We start from the raw sequence: 15,138 nt of genomic DNA, 5'->3' as shown, positions 1-15,138 counted from the left end.
TCTTGAAAACGAAGTGACCATGACAAACGATCAACCCCCAAAGCCGCAACGTCCGCAACGTCCGTCGCGGCGCGGCTTTCTGAAGGCGGGCGGCGCCGCGGTCGCGGCCGGTGCGTCGCTCGGCGCCGGCCTCGCAAGCTCGCAGGCCGCGTTCGCCAAAGCGCCCGCGCCTAGCACCGCGAACGCGCAGAGCACCGATCCGCAGCTCGCGGTCGAGCCGTTCTACGGCGCGCATCAAGGCGGCATCACCACGCCGCAGCAGAGCCACACCTATGTCGCCGCACTCGATCTGACCACCGGCAAGCGCGACGACGTGATCGCCTTGCTGCGCGCGTGGACCGAAGCGGCCGCGCGCCTCACGCAGGGCAATACGGCCGCCGCGCTGCCCACGGGCGACGCCGGCGACAACCAGGCCGCGCCCGATTCCGGCGACGTGCTCGGCCTCGGCCCGAACGGCCTCACGATCATGTTCGGCTTCGGCCCCGGCCTCTTCACGAAGGACGGTCAGGACCGTTACGGGCTCGCCTCGCGCCGCCCCGCCGCGCTCGTCGATCTGCCGCGCTTCAACGGCGATCAGCTAGTCAAGGAGAAGACCGGCGGCGACCTGTTCATCCAGGCCTGCGCGAACGACGCGCAAGTCGCGTTTCACGCGGTGCGCCAGCTGTCGCGCCACGCCTACGGCGTCGCGACGATGCGCTGGGGCCAGGCCGGCTTCCTGTCGGGTCCGCGCGGGCAGACGCCGCGCAACCTGATGGGCTTCAAGGACGGCACCAACAACCCGTCGACCGCGAAGCCGGAACTGATGAACCAGTTCGTGTGGGCCCGCGCCACCGACGACGCGCCGTGGATGGAAGGCGGCACCTACACGGTCGTGCGGCGCATCCGCATCACGCTCGAACACTGGGACAACACCGAGCTCGGCTTCCAGGAGCAGGTGTTCGGCCGCCACAAATACAGCGGCGCGCCGATCGGCAGCAAGCACGAGTTCGACCCGGTGGACCTGAAGGCCGAGGACAAGGACGGCAATCCGGTGATTCCGGAGAACTCGCACGTGCGTCTGTCGAATCAGGCGAGCAACAACGGCGCGCAGATTCTGCGCCGCTCGTATTCGTACAACGAAGGCACGAACTTCTATATCGAGCGCTGGCCGCCATGGCGCCAGGAAACCGAGTACGACGCGGGGCTGATTTTCATCGCGCACCAGAGCGACCCGCGTAGCGGCTTCATCCCGATCAACGAACGGCTCGCGAAGTTCGACATGATGAACCAGTTCACGACCCACGTCGGCAGCGCGATCTTCGTCGTGCCGCCGGGGGCGAAGCCGGGTTCGTATGTCGGCGCGGGGCTGTTCGAGACGTGATGCGCGCACGGACTCCCGCGCAATATCCATCAGACATCCGAAGCAAACGAAGCACGCCGGTCGCCTGGCGACCGGCCCACTCAACATAATCAGAACGGAATTCCGCAACATGGCTCATTCCTGGTTTGCCACCCGCCTGCGCGCGCTCGGCAGCGTGGCCGCGCTCTCGCTCACCGCTTTCGCGACGCTGCCGTCGGCGGCACACGCGGCATCGATCACGCTCTATAACGCGCAGCACGAGCAGGTCGTCAATCTGCTCGCCAAGGACTTCGAGAAGCAGTCCGGCATCTCGGTGAAAATCCGCAACGGCGAAGGCCCGGCGCTCGCCGCGCAGATCGTCGCGGAAGGCACGGCCTCGCCCGCCGACGTGTACTTCACCGAGAACTCGCCGGAGCTGATGCTGCTCGAGGAAAAGGGCCTGCTCGCCAAAACCGACGCAGCAACGCTCGCGACCGTGCCCGCGCGCTTCAATTCGCCGGGCGGCGCATGGGTTGCCGTGACCGCGCGCGAAAGCGTGCTCGCCTACAACACGGCGAAGCTGCAACCGGCGCAACTGCCGCAGTCGGCGCTCGATCTCGCGAAGCCGGAATGGAAAGGCAAGGTCGGCATCGCGCCGAGCGACGCCGACTTCCTGCCGCTCGTGAGCGCCGTGCTCGCGCTGAAGGGCGAAGAGCAGACGCTTGCCTGGCTCAAGGGCCTGAAAACCAACTCGCAGATTTTCGACGACGACGAAGGCGTGGTCGCCGCGGTCAATCGCGGCGCGGTCGCGACCGGCCTCATCAACAACTACTACTGGTCGCGTCTGCATGCGGAGATCGGCGACGCGAAAACGCGCAGCGCGATCTATCACTTCGGCCACGGCGACGTGGGCGCGCTCGTCAACGTATCGGGCGCGGGCGTGCTGAAGTCGGCGCACAACGCGGACGGCGCGCAGAAGTTTCTCGCCTATCTGGTCGGCGAGCGCGCGCAGCAGTTGATGGCCAATAGCCACGTGATGTTCGAGTATCCGCTGCACGCGGGCGTTGCGCCGGACCCGGCGCTCAAGCCGTTCGCGGAACTGACGCCGCCCGCGCTGACGATCCAGCAACTCGGCGACGATAGCCAGGCCGGCAAGCTGCTGCGTCAGGCGGGCCTGCTGTAAATGAGCGAAGCACTGTCAGCCGGTCCGCCGGCTGTCTCCCCGCCTCCGGCGCGCATGCGTTCGCGCGCGCCGCGCGGTCTGTTCGCGGCGGCGGCACTCAGCGCTTTGCTGGTGCTGCTGCCGATTGCGTTTACGTTCTGGCGTGCCGCGAGCTTCGGCATCGGCGAAGCGCTCGATCTGATCTGGCGGCCGCTCGTCGGCGAACTGCTCGTCAACACGTTGCTGATTGCCGTTGCGACCACGCTCGTCTGCGCGGTGCTCGGCACCGCGGCCGCGTGGTTCGTCGAACGCACGTATCTGCCGGGACGCCGCGCGTGGGCCGTGCTGTGCGCCGCGCCGCTCGCGATGCCAGCCTTCATTTCGAGCTATGCCTGGGTGTCGCTGAGCGAGAACCTGCAGGACTTCAACGGCGCGCTCCTCGTGCTGACCTGCGCGTATTTTCCGCTCGTCTATCTGCCGGTTGCTGCCGCGCTGCGCGGCATGGACCCGGCGCTCGAAGAAAGCGCGCGCTCGCTCGGCTGCAACCGCTGGACCAGCTTCATGCGCGTCGTGTTGCCGCAACTGCGCCCCGCGCTGCTCGGCGGCATGCTGCTCGTCGCGCTTGGGGTGCTCTCCGAATTCGGCGCGTTTACGCTGCTGCGCTTTCGTACCTTCACGACGCAGATCTACGCCGAATTCCGCACCGGTTTCGACGGCGGCGGCGCCTCGCTGCTCGCGTGTCTGCTCATCGTCATCTGTCTCGCCGTGCTCGCGTTCGAGTTTCGCGTGCGCGGCGCGGCGCGCTACGAGCGCGTCGATCGCGGCACGCGCCGCGCGGTGCTGCGCTATGAACTCGGCGCATGGCGCTGGATCGTCGTCGTGGGCTTCGCGCTGCTCACGCTCGCGACGCTCGGCGTGCCGCTCGGCATGATCGGCTTCTGGCTCACGCAGCCGGGCGCGGCTGCCGTCACGCCCGCCGACGTATCGCCGGAACTGCTGTGGAACGCGACGCTGTCGTCGCTCGGCTTCGGCCTCGCCGCCGCCGCGCTAACCACGCTGCTCGTGGTGCCGCTCGCGTTTCTGCTGGTGCGCTATCCGACGCGTTGCGCGACGCTGTTCGAGCGCAGCGTGTTTCTCGCGCAAGGCGTGCCGGGACTCGTGATCGCGCTCGCGATCGTCTCGCTCGCGGTGCATGCGCTGCAGCCGCTCTATCAGAGCGCGACGCTGCTGGTCGTCGCGTATGCGATCCTGTTCATGCCGGTCGCGCTCGTCAGCGTGCGCGCCGCGTTCATGCAGGCGCAGCCGCGTCTCGAGGAAACCGCGCGCGCACTCGGCCTGAACTGGCCGCAAACGCTCCTGCGCGTGATCCTGCCGCTCGCCGGTCCGGGCCTCGGTGCGTCGGCGGCGATGGTGTTCATCTCGGTCGTCACCGAACTGAACGCGACGCTGCTGCTCTCGCCGCTCGATACGCAAACGCTCGCGACCCAGGTCTGGGCCGACACCTCGACGATGGCATTCGCCGCGGCCGCGCCGTACGCGGCGCTGCTCACGGGCATTTCGCTGCTCGCCTCGGGACTGCTGTTCGCGCTGTTCGGCCGCTCGGCCCTGCTCGGCGAGCGCGCTTGAACCATTTGAGCCATCGCCGGCCTTTATCTTCGGACTCCATCGGATTTTCATGAGCGAACTTCGTATCCGCGGACTGCGCAAATCGTTCGACGGCCACGCGGTGCTGCACGGCATCGATCTGTCGGTCGAGCGCGGCACCCTGCTCGCGCTGCTCGGTCCGTCGGGCAGCGGCAAGACGACGCTGCTGCGTCTGCTGTGCGGCTTCGAGCGCACGGACGGCGGCAGCGTCGAGATCGACGGACGGCGCGTGGCCGGCGACGGTCTGCACGTGCCGTCGGAACAGCGCCGCATCGGCTACGTGCCTCAGGAAGGCGCGCTGTTTCCGCATCTATCGGTCGCGGACAACATCGTGTTCGGCCTGCCGCGCACGCAGCGCCGCGCGCGCCATCGCGTCGCCGAATTGCTCGAACTCGTGGGTCTGCCGGCGCATTTCGGCGAGCGCGCGCCGCAGCAATTGTCGGGCGGTCAGCAGCAGCGCGTCGCGCTGGCCCGTGCGCTCGCGCCGGCACCGACGCTGGTGATGCTCGACGAGCCGTTCTCGTCGCTCGATGCGGCGCTGCGCGTCGAGACGCGCCAGGCGGTCGCGAGCGCGCTCGCCGCAGCGGGAGCGACGGCGGTGCTGGTTACGCACGATCAGTCCGAGGCGCTGTCGCTCGGGCATGAAGTTGCGGTGCTATGGAACGGCCGGCTGATCCAGACCGCGACGCCCGAGGCGCTGTACCGGCGGCCCGTGACGCGCGAGCTTGCGTCGTTCGTCGGCGAGGCGGTGTTGTTGCCGGGCGTGGCGCAGCAGGACCGCGCGAGTTGCGAGCTTGGCGATCTCACGCTGGCCGCGCCGCTCGCGTCCAGCGGCCATGGCGCGGTCGACGTGATGCTGCGGCCCGAGCAGATCCGCCTGCTGCGTGCCGGCGAAGCCGCGCGTGACGGTGCCGCGCATGATGCGCTCGTCACCGAGGTGATCTTTCAAGGGCAGGACGCGAGCGTCGCGCTGCAATTGCAGTCCGCCACGCGGACGATGGTACGCGCACGCGTGCCCGGTTATCTGTGTCCGCAGCCGGGGGAACGGGTACGGCTAACGGTCGAGGGCGAGGTGACGGCTTATCCGCGTGATTAGGTAGGGCTGCGTATAAAGCGCCACCTGCAAGAGCTACCTTAAGGGCTACCCATAAGGCACGGCGTAAAAGGTCCGCGCGGAACCGCGCCCTAGCGCAACGACAGATCCTGCACCATCTGCTGCGCCAGATAATCGCAGGTCGGCCGGTCCGATTTCGCGCTACGCGCGACCACGATTTCGAGCGGTGCGATCTTCGGCAGCCCTTGCGCCTCGCCGAGCATCGCGAGCCGCGGCGGCACGCTGCAACGCGTCAGCGCGATCACCGACAAACCCGCGTCGACGGTCGCGACGAGCCCCATCAGGCTCGCGCTGCTGAACGCCGCGCGATAGCGGATACGCGCGCCCTCGAGCGCGGCCAGCGTGTGCTGACGCGCGACGCAGCCCGGCTCGTAGAGTCCCACCGGCAACGGCGACGCCTTCAGCACCGCCGTATCGGCCGACGCGCCCACCCACACCATCGGCTCGCTGCGCACGAATTCGCCGCGCAGCTTGCGGTCGCGCGTGACGAATGCGAGGTCGATCTTGTTGTCGGCGAGCATCGGCGCAAGCGCGGTACTTTGCGCGCAGACGATCTCGATCTCGACGCGCGGGTACAGCGTCGCGAAACGCCGCAACACCGGCGAGAGCAAGGACGACACGTAATCGTCCGGCGCGCCGAGCACGACGCGCCCGGTCACCTCGGGCCGCACGATCGCCGCCCACGCCTCTTCCTGCAACGCGAGCGCGCGCCGCGCGTATTCGAGCAGCGTATTGCCGGGCCGCGTCAGCGACAGGTTGCGCGTGTTGCGCGCGAACAGCGTCGTGCCGAGCATCGCTTCGAGCCGCTTGATCTGCATGCTGACGGCCGTCTGCGAGCGATGCACGCTCGCCGCCGCCTTCGTGAAGCTGCCCGCTTCCACGACCGCGACGAAGCTGCGCAACAGATCGACGTCGAATTCAGGGTTCACGATTTATCAATCCAGCTTATGGGATTGCTCAATTTAATTCGTTTGCGATGAGGCCGCAAGCGGCGCAATACTCGGGCTCATCACCCTGATTCACGACCCTATGGAGCCGCTTCGCATGTCCCTCAGCCAACGTCAACAAGGCGCGCTCGCGCTCGCGAGCGGCGGATTGCTGATGGGCACGCTCGGCGTGTTCGTCGAGGAAGCGCGACTCGATGCGCTCACGCTCGTGTTCTTTCGCTGCCTGTTCGGCTTTCTGTCGCTGGCCGCGTATTGCGCATGGCAGGGCTTTTTCACGCGCGCGCAGTTTACACGCCGCACGGTCGCGCTTGCGCTGATTTCAGGCGTACTGATGGTCACGCAGTGGGTCGGTTTCTTCGATGCGATTCATCGCACGAGCATCGCGGTCGCGACAGTCGTGTTTCATGTGCAGCCGTTCTGGGTCGTGCTGATCGGCGCGGCGCTTTTCAACGAGCGGCTCGGCGCGGACCGGCTCGGCTGGATCGCCACCGCGTTCGCCGGACTCGTGCTCGCCTCGGGCGTCGCGGCCAGCGGCAACCTGCAAGGCCACACGAGCTATCTGATCGGTCTCGGCGAGGCGCTGTTCGGCTCGCTGCTGTACGCGAGCGTCACGCTGATCGCGAAGAGCCTTGGTGAGTTGCGCCCGCATCTGCTGACGCTCGCGCAGTGCGCGGTCGGCGTGGTGTGCCTGCCGCTTATTGCACCGCTCATCGCCCCATTGACGCTCGCGCATATCGGCCCGTTGCAATGGTTCTGGCTGATCGGCATGGGCGTGCTGCATACGGGGCTGTCGTACGTGCTGATCTACGGCGCGCTGCCGAAACTGAGCACGCCTGTGATCGCGGTGCTGCTGTTCGTGTATCCGCTCACCGCGATCGTCGTCGATGCGCTCGTGTATCACCGCGCGCTGTCGCTGCCGCAACTCGCGGGCATGGTGCTGATCGTCGCGGCGAGTCTCGGCGTCAATCTCGGCTGGCCGTTGCTGTCGCTCTTGCATTCGGGCGGGCGGCGGCCTCACGCGGAGTGAGGCGCGCCAGCCTCGCCGTCGCCAGCCACCGCGCTCGTGCCACCCCGCCGCCGCATCGGCTTCGCATGCCGCTCGATCAGGCGCGGCAACAGGCAGAACGCGCACAGCAGCGCGCCGATCACGATCCGCGTCCACCACGAACTGAGCGTGCCGTGCGTGCGTGCGTGTGGTACGTGCCATTCATGCCGCGGTCCGGCTGCCCCGCTTCAAATGCGGATGGGATCATGGACCTCGCTCGCCTGGCAAGGCGTGGGTCGGCAGGCTCAGGGGCTCGCCGACGAAAAGAGACCGCCCGCTGCCGAAGCAGCCCGGGCGGTCAGGTAGCACCACTGGAGAAACCGGTTCGCTCTGTCCGTACTGCGCGCCTCCCGTGCGCCGGCCGTGGCATCGTCCGGCGCCGGTCGGTGAGCGGGGAACGCCGTCGCGCTCCCGCCCATGTCGCGTCAGTATTTACGCTTCGGCAGCGTCTCCGCGGCCACGCTCATCGGGAACACGGTCTCTTCCGTGACGATGCGCTTGGGCAACTGCTTGCCGGCCACGATGTCCTTCACGGCCGTCATCAGCTGCGGCCCGAGCAGCGGGCTGCATTCGACGTCGACGTTCATCTTGCCCCCGGCCATCGCCTGGAAGCCGCCCTTGGTTGCGTCGAACGACACGACGGCGATGTCCTTGCCCGGATGCATGCCGGCTTCTTCCATCGCCTGGATCGCGCCGAGCGCCATGTCGTCGTTATGCGCATAGACGACGTTGATCTTGTTGCCGTAGGTCTTGGCGAACGCTTCCATCACCTGCTTGCCGCCGGCGAGCGTGAAGTCGCCGCTTTGCGACGCGATGATCTTGAACTTCGGATCGTTCTTGATGACTTCCATCAGACCCGCATGGCGATCGTTGGCCGGCGCCGAGCCGACCGTGCCCTGCAGTTCGGCGATATTGATCGGCCCCTTGTCGTTCTTGTAGTGCTCCTCGAGCCAGCGGCCGCCGCGCCGTCCTTCTTCGAGGAAGTCCGAACCGATCATCGTCACGTAGAGCGACGGGTCTTTCACGTCGACGTTGCGGTCGGTCAGGATCACCGGAATGTTCGCGGCCTTCGCTTCGCGCAGCACCGGTTCCCAGCCCGATTCGACGACCGGCGAGAACGCGATCACGTCGACTTTCTGCGCAATATACGAGCGGATCGCCTTGATCTGGTTTTCCTGTTTCTGCTGTGCGTCGGAGAATTTGAGCTTGATGCCGGCATCCGCCGCCGCCGATTTCACCGATTCGGTATTGGCCGTACGCCATGCGCTTTCCGCGCCGACCTGTGCGAAACCGAGCGTAATCTGCTTGCCTTCGGCATGAGCGCCGGACGTCGCCAACGTCAGCGCACCGAGACTCGCGGAAAGTGCAAGCGCGCCCAGAGCGCGACACGCGGCACGTCGTCTATTCGCCATGACTGTCTCCTGATTGTTGTGTAGACGACCCGGCGACCTGTCCAGCCCTCGCGGCCCTCACGGTGCGCGGATCGTGATGTAGCGTACTGTGCGACGCGTTAACCGTCCAATCATATGATTCGCGTCGTCGATATCAATTTTGGTATAGCGCGCGGGTCGGTGTATCGAGTCGGCGCACGGTCATTCGCGGAATTACCGTGGCGCGACTCCCGGCACGATCCTGCGAAACGTCAGATTGATGCGCTCGCCGCTCACGCCCGGCTCCTTCGGCACCCGGTGGCGCCACTCGGCCTGCGTGTCGCCCTTCATCACGAGCAGGCTGCCGCCCTTCAGCGAGAACGACTGCATGCGGCCGCTGCGGTTGTGCCGCAGATCGAACGTGCGCGCGACGCCGAGACTGACCGACGCGATCACCGGCCGGCTGCCGAGTTCGCGCTCGCGGTCGGCGTGCCAGCCCATGCTGTCGGTGCCGCTGCGGTAGCGGTTCAGCAGCACGCTGTTAAAGCGCACGCCGCTCGTCGCCTCGGCGGCGGCCTTCAGTTCGGCGACCGCGGGCGTCCACGCTTGCGGCACGTTGCGGATGCCCGAGTAGACGTACACGGCATCCGGCTCGCCTTGCCACGCGGTCAGACGCGGCAGCGCGACACGGCCGGCCGGCGTGCCCATCATGTCCTGGCGCCACTCCACCTCGCCGATCAGCCGCGCGAACCGTTGCGCGGCATCGGCCGGCGCGAGCCAGTCGGGATACCAGTCGACGTCGGGCGTCGGCAGGTCGTCGAAAAGATCCGTCATCGATAAGTTCGGCTTCGAGTTGAATGCGGGCGGGTGCATGAAAACCCCGGCTATTATGGCGGCAAGCATGACGACAACGCGTGCCCGCCGACGCCCGCGCCTTGCTCTGTCATTCGACGCGGTATGCCGCGCCCTTCCCCGGCTCGTTTTCCTTCGCACGGAGCAGGCTCATGATTCTTTCCGACCAGGCGCTCGATCAGCTCTTTCGCGAAGCGCGCACGCACAACGGCTGGCAAGACAAACCGATCGACGATGCCGTGCTGCACCAACTCATCGAACTCGTGCTGCTCGGCCCGACCTCGGCCAATTCGAGCCCGGGCCGCTTCGTGTTCGTGAAGACGCCCGAAGGCAAGGAAAAGCTGCGTCCGGCGTTATCGGCGGGCAATCTCGAGAAGACGATGGCCGCGCCGGTCACGGTGATCGTCGGCACGGATATGGCGTTTTACGAGTATCTGCCGAAACTCTTTCCACATGCGGATGCGCGCAGCTGGTTCGTCGGCAACGAGCGCGCGATTGCCGATACCGCGTTTCGCAACTCGACGCTGCAAGGCGGCTATCTGATTCTCGCGGCCCGCGCGCTCGGCCTCGATACGGGTCCGATGTCGGGCTTCGATGCGGCCAAAGTCGACGCGGTGTTCTTCGCGGGCACGACCGTGAAGGCGAACTTCCTGATCAATCTCGGTTACGGGGATGCGTCGAAGCTGTTCCCGCGCAGCCCGCGTTTTTCATTCGACGAAGCGGCGCGGATTGTTTGAGGCGCGAGGCGCGTTGAAGCATTTGTTGTGAGCGTGTGCGCTGTGAGCACGTGTGTTGTGGCGCGCTGCGGTATGTCGCTGTTGCATGGCCGTTTGTCGCTGTGAGCGGACGACGTGTCTCGCGCATGGTGCGGCGCGCAAAGCGACGACACAGCGGACGGCGGGGCGAGTAGCGCTTCGTGCACCGTTGATTGGCCTCGCTCAGGTCATCATCGCGATATAAAACACCACCGTGCCGATCAGCGCGCCGACGAAGCAGAAGCCTTCGTCGGCTTCGTCGCCGCTCGAGCGCAGCCATGCGCCGACCGCACCGAACAACCCCGCGATACCGAGCGCGACGCTCACCATCACCACATAGAACAGCGCGTCCTTGCCCAACTGCGAGAAGTCGATGTCGCGCACGCCGAGGTAGAGTGCGATTGCCATCAGCGAGATGCCGACCAGCGGCAGCATCACGTGACTGCCCTCGTGCCCGACGCGATGTACATGATGAGGATGCGCGTGGTGCACATGGTGGAACAGGTGGCCCGATTTGAGCAGCTTCATGGTGCGTCCCCCCGACCGATCTCTTTCCCGGCGACAGAACCAGTCGTGACCGCCCCGCGCGACCCACGCGGCAAGCTCTGCCGTGACCTTGCAATGCCGCTGCCGTGACCGGAGACAGACTGGTTTGTTTCAAGAATAGTCCACGCGCGAATACAATTCAAAGCCCATTTAATTAGCTTGCCTGGACATTAAAATGCGGCGCGGGTGGGCATACGAATGGCCGGTCGTCGGGTATTTAGTGAGCCCGTGTCTGTAGATGTGCCGTGGAGATAGATGCCCTGAACATATCGCGAAGCGGTGCCGGGCATATGTGCCGCGTGCCGCAAGGGCACGTGCTTCGCTCATGATCGGCCGAGGATCCGCCCATGATTTGCACGACTTTCGCGGCGTCGGCAAAGGCTCGGACATGCCGGTAGAATGATTCGCCGCGTTCGCGAATCCCGTGCGTGCGTCGCCCGTCAACCGATTGCCGCTGCGCCTTCGCCCCTTCCCGCCTCGATCTTCTCTATGCGTCTTTCATCGTTTTTAGTTCGCCTGATCCTGATTGGCATCCTGATGCATCTCTACGTCGGCGTGCGCCTGATTCCCGCTCTGCCGATCGACACCGCCGGCCGCTGGCTGTGCGTGCTGTGGCTCGTCGCTTCGGTCTTCCTGATTCCGCTCGGCATGATGGCGCGCCGCATCAAGCGCCAACCGCTCGGCGACCGGCTCGCGTGGATCGGCTTGCCCGCAATGGGCTTCTTCTCGTCGCTGCTCGTGCTGACGTTTGCGCGCGACCTCGTGCTCGCTTCGCTGCTTGGCATCGATGCGATCTGGCCGAACACATTGACGATCGCGCATTGGCGCGCCGGTTCGGCGGCGGCCGTGCCGGTACTCGCGTTGATCTCGACGCTGATCGGCTTCTTCAACGCGCGCCGTCGCGCGCGCGTCGTGACGATCGACGTGCCGATCAACGATCTGCCGCCCGCGCTCGCAGGCTTCACGATCGTGCAGATCAGCGACATCCACGTCGGCCCGACGATCAAGGTGCGTTACGTCGACGCCATCGTCGATGCGGTGAACCGCTTGAAGCCCGATCTGATTGCCGTGACCGGCGACATAGTCGACGGCAGCGTGCCGCGACTGAGCCGACATACGCAGCCGTTGTCGCGGCTCACTGCACGGCATGGCGCGTTTCTCGTCACGGGCAATCACGAGTACTACTCCGGTGCGAACTCGTGGATCGACGAATTCCGTCGCCTCGGCCTGAACGTGCTGCTCAACGAACACGTCGTGGTCGATCACGAAGGCGCACGCGCCGTGATTGCCGGCGTCACCGATTACTCGGCGGGCCATCATGATCCCGCGCATCGCAGCGACCCGGTTGCGGCGCTCGCCGGCGCGCCTCGCGACGTGCCGCTCAAGGTATTGCTCGCACACCAGCCGCGTTCCGCCGAAGCCGCCGCGGCGGCCGGCTTCACGCTGCAGCTATCCGGCCACACGCACGGCGGCCAGTTCTTCCCGTGGAATTTCTTCGTGCGATTCCAGCAGCCGTTCACGGCGGGCCTCGCGCGCCTGAACGGACTGTGGGTCTACACGAGCCGAGGCACCGGCTATTGGGGACCGCCGAAGCGGCTTGGCGCGCCTTCTGAAATCACACGTTTGCGGCTCGTGCCGGGTGGGCCGGGTTGAGTTCCGGGTAAGGCTCGTCGAATCGTGCCGCATCGGAGCGCATGAGCACATGCCAGCGGATGAAATAGCAAGCTCAAAAAAGCAAAACGTAATGCACGGGGTGAGCGTTATTCTCGAATACCCGGACGGTATTGTTCAATGAACAGCGTCAATATTCGGAGTCGCAACTAATATCGCCGCCTCTTCACAACGCCACCGCCAATACCTGGTTGAAAGCCGTTGCGCAGAACCTGTACCGTGCGTTCGAGGCTTGACCAGGCGTTGTGCAACCGCCTAAAATTCGCCCACTTCAATTAACCGGAACCACGATCTTGGACAGTAGCAGTAGTACTTGCCGAGCTTCGCTTCGCCCGATCGCCTGATCGGCAGGATTTCCGCGTCAGTCTTTCTGTCGCCGTCCTGCTTCCTGGCTCGACGGCGCACGTCGCTTTTTTCCGCTCACTTTTTGTGTTGCCCGTGCAGCGCGCTTGCGTTCGCGTGCTTTGCCATGCATGACTACGGTCGTCCTTCAAACCGGCGACGGTAGACGACGCGCGGCTGTCACGCGTAGGCTTCACACTGCGCCAACCGCGCGGCAACCACACGCCAACCTTTCTGAACGATGACACTCGATTTCTTCCTGCGGCTTCTCACCGCGTTCGCCTGCGGTGTCGCCATCGGCCTCGAACGGCAGATACGGCAGCGCAATGCCGGACTGCGTACGATCACACTGGTCGCAAGCGGTGCGTGCCTGTTCGTGACGCTCGGCGTGCTGACTGGCAACGGCGTGAGCGGCATTACGCAGATCGCCGCCTATGTGGTGTCCGGCGTCGGCTTCCTCGGCGGCGGCGTCATCATGCGCGACAAGGGCTCCATTCAGGGGATCAACACGGCAGCCACGCTGTGGTGCTCAGCGGCGGTCGGTGTGTTGAGCGGCGCGGGACATTACGGGCCGGCGCTCGCGGGCACCGTGATCGTGCTGCTGACCAACACCCTGCTGCGCGAAGTCAGCCGCATGATCAACTCGACGCCGGTTTCAAACGCCGATCTCGTGCGCGAGTACATGCTGACGATCGTCTGCCTCGAAGCCGACGAGATCCACATTCGCACCGCGATCTCCAACTCGATGTACTCGGCGCCGCTGTCGTTCCAGAGCTTGATGAGCGAAGATGTCGAGAACGAATCGGGGCGCATCCGCGTAACGGCGACGCTCAAGATGCATCCGAAGGATCAATCGAAGCTCGAACAGATGGCAAGCCGCCTCAGCATGGAAAAGAGCGTCTCCAGCGTCAGCTGGACGGCCCGGGAAGTGGAGCCGACCCCCGAGTGAACCGCAGCGCGTCGATCCCCTTTATTGGCGCGCATCGTCTACACTTAACTTGCTGAAGATTCAGACAATGTTAATTCAGTGTCCTGAACATGGACTGTCCCATAACCTTCGACTAAGCTCTATCACCGTGATTTTTTCACACTCAACCATGGAGTCTCGAATATGGAACACGGCGTCATTGCATGGCTCATCATCGGCGCGATCGCTGGCTGGCTCGCGGGTGTACTCGTCAGAGGCGGCGGCTTCGGTCTGATTGTCGACATCATCGTCGGGATTGTCGGCGCGTTCATCGGCGGATGGCTCGCCGGCGTACTGCATATCTCGCTCGGCGGCGGCTGGATCGGCTCGATCATTACCGCCGTGATCGGTGCGGTCATTCTGCTGTTTATCATCCGGCTCATCCGACGAGGCTCTTGAGCCAGGCATCTGATGTCCTGAAGCGCCAGCTGGTTTTTCCCGCTGGCGCTTTTTCTTTTCAGAGCCAACGGGCAGGCGAATCGCTTCGGGATGGGGGCTGGCTTGCTGTATGCGAAGGACAAGCCGGTTGCGATAACTTGCGAATTCGCTGAATACCTGCATTGGCCAATAGCGTGACTGATGTACTGGTAGAGAACGCAACCTTACCAGTAGCCAGTAGATCGACTATCGAGTCCTGTAGGACTTCAGAACAAATTTCCTGGCAGGCATCGAAAGGTGCATAGACAAAATCAGTCAACAACCAATACGAATGAAGTACAGATAGTTCGGGATGCGTTGCAGGTCGTGACGTTTACGCGGTCCGCGTGTACTGCGTGCTGTTTGCTGCATGCCTCACGCGAGCCATGTGGCCGAGCGTACTGAAACGAGTGCGTGCTCGAGTGCTGGCCTGCCGAGTCGTTCGAAGAGCTGCGCCAGATCGTCACAAGCGTGCTCGCTAACGTTGCACCAGCAAGGTTGAAGGACATTGCATAAGCAGAGCGTTCTACTTCGCTGCACACATATATCACAAAGCGATGTATTTCGAGCAAAACGCATATTCAATGTAAATATCACGTCAAAGCATGCTCCACGTGTCTCCACGCCTCCTCTGTACAGGCTTATGATGTACCAACCGAGACCTTACGCATCACGAGTGTCCAATCCAGCATACGCCGGTTTTTCCGCTTCACGGCCGGGGGATTGTGGAGAACGCGGGCGGCATGACGCCCGGGTCCGTTCGAACGCTGCGGCTTCGGGATCCGGCGGCGTATCCCTGACGCCGTAAACGGCCGGACCCCGGCACTCAGAGTGAGAAGCCGGGGTCCGTGTTACAGCATGAGGAGCCTGACGATTACCTACTTTCACACGGGCAATCCGCACTATCATCGGCGTGGAGTCGTTTCACGGTCCTGTTCGGGATGGGAAGGGGTGGGACCGACTCGCTATGGTCATCAGGCATGACGGG

Annotated in this window: 13 protein-coding genes, 1 rRNA gene and 1 pseudogene; 9 read left to right on the top strand and 6 right to left on the bottom strand. The window is 64.8% G+C overall.

Annotated elements, in window-relative coordinates; all coding sequences use genetic code 11:
* Positions 1–19 precede the first annotated feature (19 nt).
* The 4 genes from efeB to G3N58_RS10865 all read left to right on the top strand — a co-directional run bounded on the left by efeB (position 20) and on the right by G3N58_RS10865 (position 5,220).
* Positions 20–1,360, top strand: a complete 1,341-nt coding sequence (gene efeB, locus G3N58_RS10880) for an iron uptake transporter deferrochelatase/peroxidase subunit (RefSeq protein ID WP_205999157.1) — start codon at positions 20–22, stop codon at positions 1,358–1,360.
* A gap of 109 nt (positions 1,361–1,469) precedes the next feature.
* Entirely contained in the window at positions 1,470–2,501 is a 1,032-nt protein-coding gene (locus tag G3N58_RS10875) for an iron ABC transporter substrate-binding protein (protein WP_205999156.1), read from the top strand.
* Complete coding sequence (locus G3N58_RS10870; protein WP_167283902.1) at positions 2,502–4,106, top strand: iron ABC transporter permease; 1,605 nt, start codon at positions 2,502–2,504, stop codon at positions 4,104–4,106.
* Between the two features lie 49 nt (positions 4,107–4,155).
* A complete protein-coding gene (locus G3N58_RS10865; RefSeq protein WP_167283901.1) occupies positions 4,156–5,220 on the top strand; it encodes an ABC transporter ATP-binding protein in 1,065 nt (354 codons plus the stop codon).
* A gap of 89 nt (positions 5,221–5,309) precedes the next feature.
* Here G3N58_RS10865 and G3N58_RS10860 read toward each other — a convergent pair whose 3' ends face one another.
* The gene (locus G3N58_RS10860) at positions 5,310–6,167 is read right to left on the bottom strand and encodes a LysR family transcriptional regulator (RefSeq protein ID WP_205999155.1); all 858 of its coding nucleotides are present in this window, start codon (positions 6,165–6,167) and stop codon (positions 5,310–5,312) included.
* Between the two features lie 115 nt (positions 6,168–6,282).
* Here G3N58_RS10860 and G3N58_RS10855 point away from each other — a divergent pair, with 115 nt between their 5' ends.
* Positions 6,283–7,212, top strand: a complete 930-nt coding sequence (locus tag G3N58_RS10855) for a DMT family transporter (RefSeq protein WP_205999154.1) — start codon at positions 6,283–6,285, stop codon at positions 7,210–7,212.
* 26 nt (positions 7,213–7,238) lie between these two features.
* Here the strand turns inward: G3N58_RS10855 and G3N58_RS10850 are convergent.
* The 3 genes and pseudogenes from G3N58_RS10850 to G3N58_RS10840 all read right to left on the bottom strand — a co-directional run.
* Positions 7,239–7,364 (bottom strand): annotated as a pseudogene (locus G3N58_RS10850) (sugar ABC transporter permease YjfF); the annotation flags it as partial.
* Positions 7,365–7,655: 291 nt separating this feature from the next.
* Entirely contained in the window at positions 7,656–8,642 is a 987-nt protein-coding gene (locus G3N58_RS10845; RefSeq protein ID WP_240159379.1) for an ABC transporter substrate-binding protein, read from the bottom strand.
* A gap of 192 nt (positions 8,643–8,834) precedes the next feature.
* On the bottom strand, positions 8,835–9,434 hold the full coding sequence (locus G3N58_RS10840) for an alpha-ketoglutarate-dependent dioxygenase AlkB (RefSeq protein WP_205999153.1): 600 nt from the start codon (positions 9,432–9,434) through the stop codon (positions 8,835–8,837).
* A gap of 170 nt (positions 9,435–9,604) precedes the next feature.
* Here G3N58_RS10840 and G3N58_RS10835 point away from each other — a divergent pair, with 170 nt between their 5' ends.
* Positions 9,605–10,189 (top strand): malonic semialdehyde reductase, encoded by a 585-nt coding sequence (locus tag G3N58_RS10835; RefSeq protein ID WP_167050212.1) that lies wholly within the window; start codon positions 9,605–9,607, stop codon positions 10,187–10,189.
* A 201-nt stretch (positions 10,190–10,390) separates the two neighbouring features.
* Here the strand turns inward: G3N58_RS10835 and G3N58_RS10830 are convergent, their stop codons facing one another.
* Positions 10,391–10,735, bottom strand: coding sequence for a hypothetical protein (locus G3N58_RS10830; RefSeq protein WP_167050214.1), 345 nt, complete (start codon positions 10,733–10,735; stop codon positions 10,391–10,393).
* Positions 10,736–11,242: 507 nt separating this feature from the next.
* On the opposite strand from G3N58_RS10830, the gene G3N58_RS10825 reads away from it, so the two are divergent.
* From G3N58_RS10825 to G3N58_RS10815, 3 genes are all read left to right on the top strand, one after another.
* Positions 11,243–12,406 carry a metallophosphoesterase gene (locus G3N58_RS10825; protein ID WP_205999152.1) on the top strand — a complete coding sequence of 388 codons (1,164 nt, stop codon included), beginning with the start codon at positions 11,243–11,245 and terminating at the stop codon, positions 12,404–12,406.
* A 601-nt stretch (positions 12,407–13,007) separates the two neighbouring features.
* Positions 13,008–13,715 carry an MgtC/SapB family protein gene (locus G3N58_RS10820; RefSeq protein ID WP_167050218.1) on the top strand — a complete coding sequence of 236 codons (708 nt, stop codon included), beginning with the start codon at positions 13,008–13,010 and terminating at the stop codon, positions 13,713–13,715.
* A 162-nt stretch (positions 13,716–13,877) separates the two neighbouring features.
* Positions 13,878–14,132, top strand: a complete 255-nt coding sequence (locus G3N58_RS10815) for a GlsB/YeaQ/YmgE family stress response membrane protein (RefSeq protein ID WP_167050220.1) — start codon at positions 13,878–13,880, stop codon at positions 14,130–14,132.
* Positions 14,133–15,015: 883 nt separating this feature from the next.
* On the opposite strand, the gene rrf is transcribed toward G3N58_RS10815, so the two are convergent.
* A 5S ribosomal RNA gene (rrf, locus tag G3N58_RS10810) occupies positions 15,016–15,129 on the bottom strand.
* Positions 15,130–15,138: the final 9 nt, after the last annotated feature.

It is taken from the genome of Paraburkholderia sp. Ac-20342 (genome assembly GCF_017104985.1).
GTDB lineage: Bacteria > Pseudomonadota > Gammaproteobacteria > Burkholderiales > Burkholderiaceae > Paraburkholderia.
The sequence above is the reverse complement of the archived record's forward strand: the minus strand, read 5'-3'. Positions and strand labels throughout refer to the sequence as shown.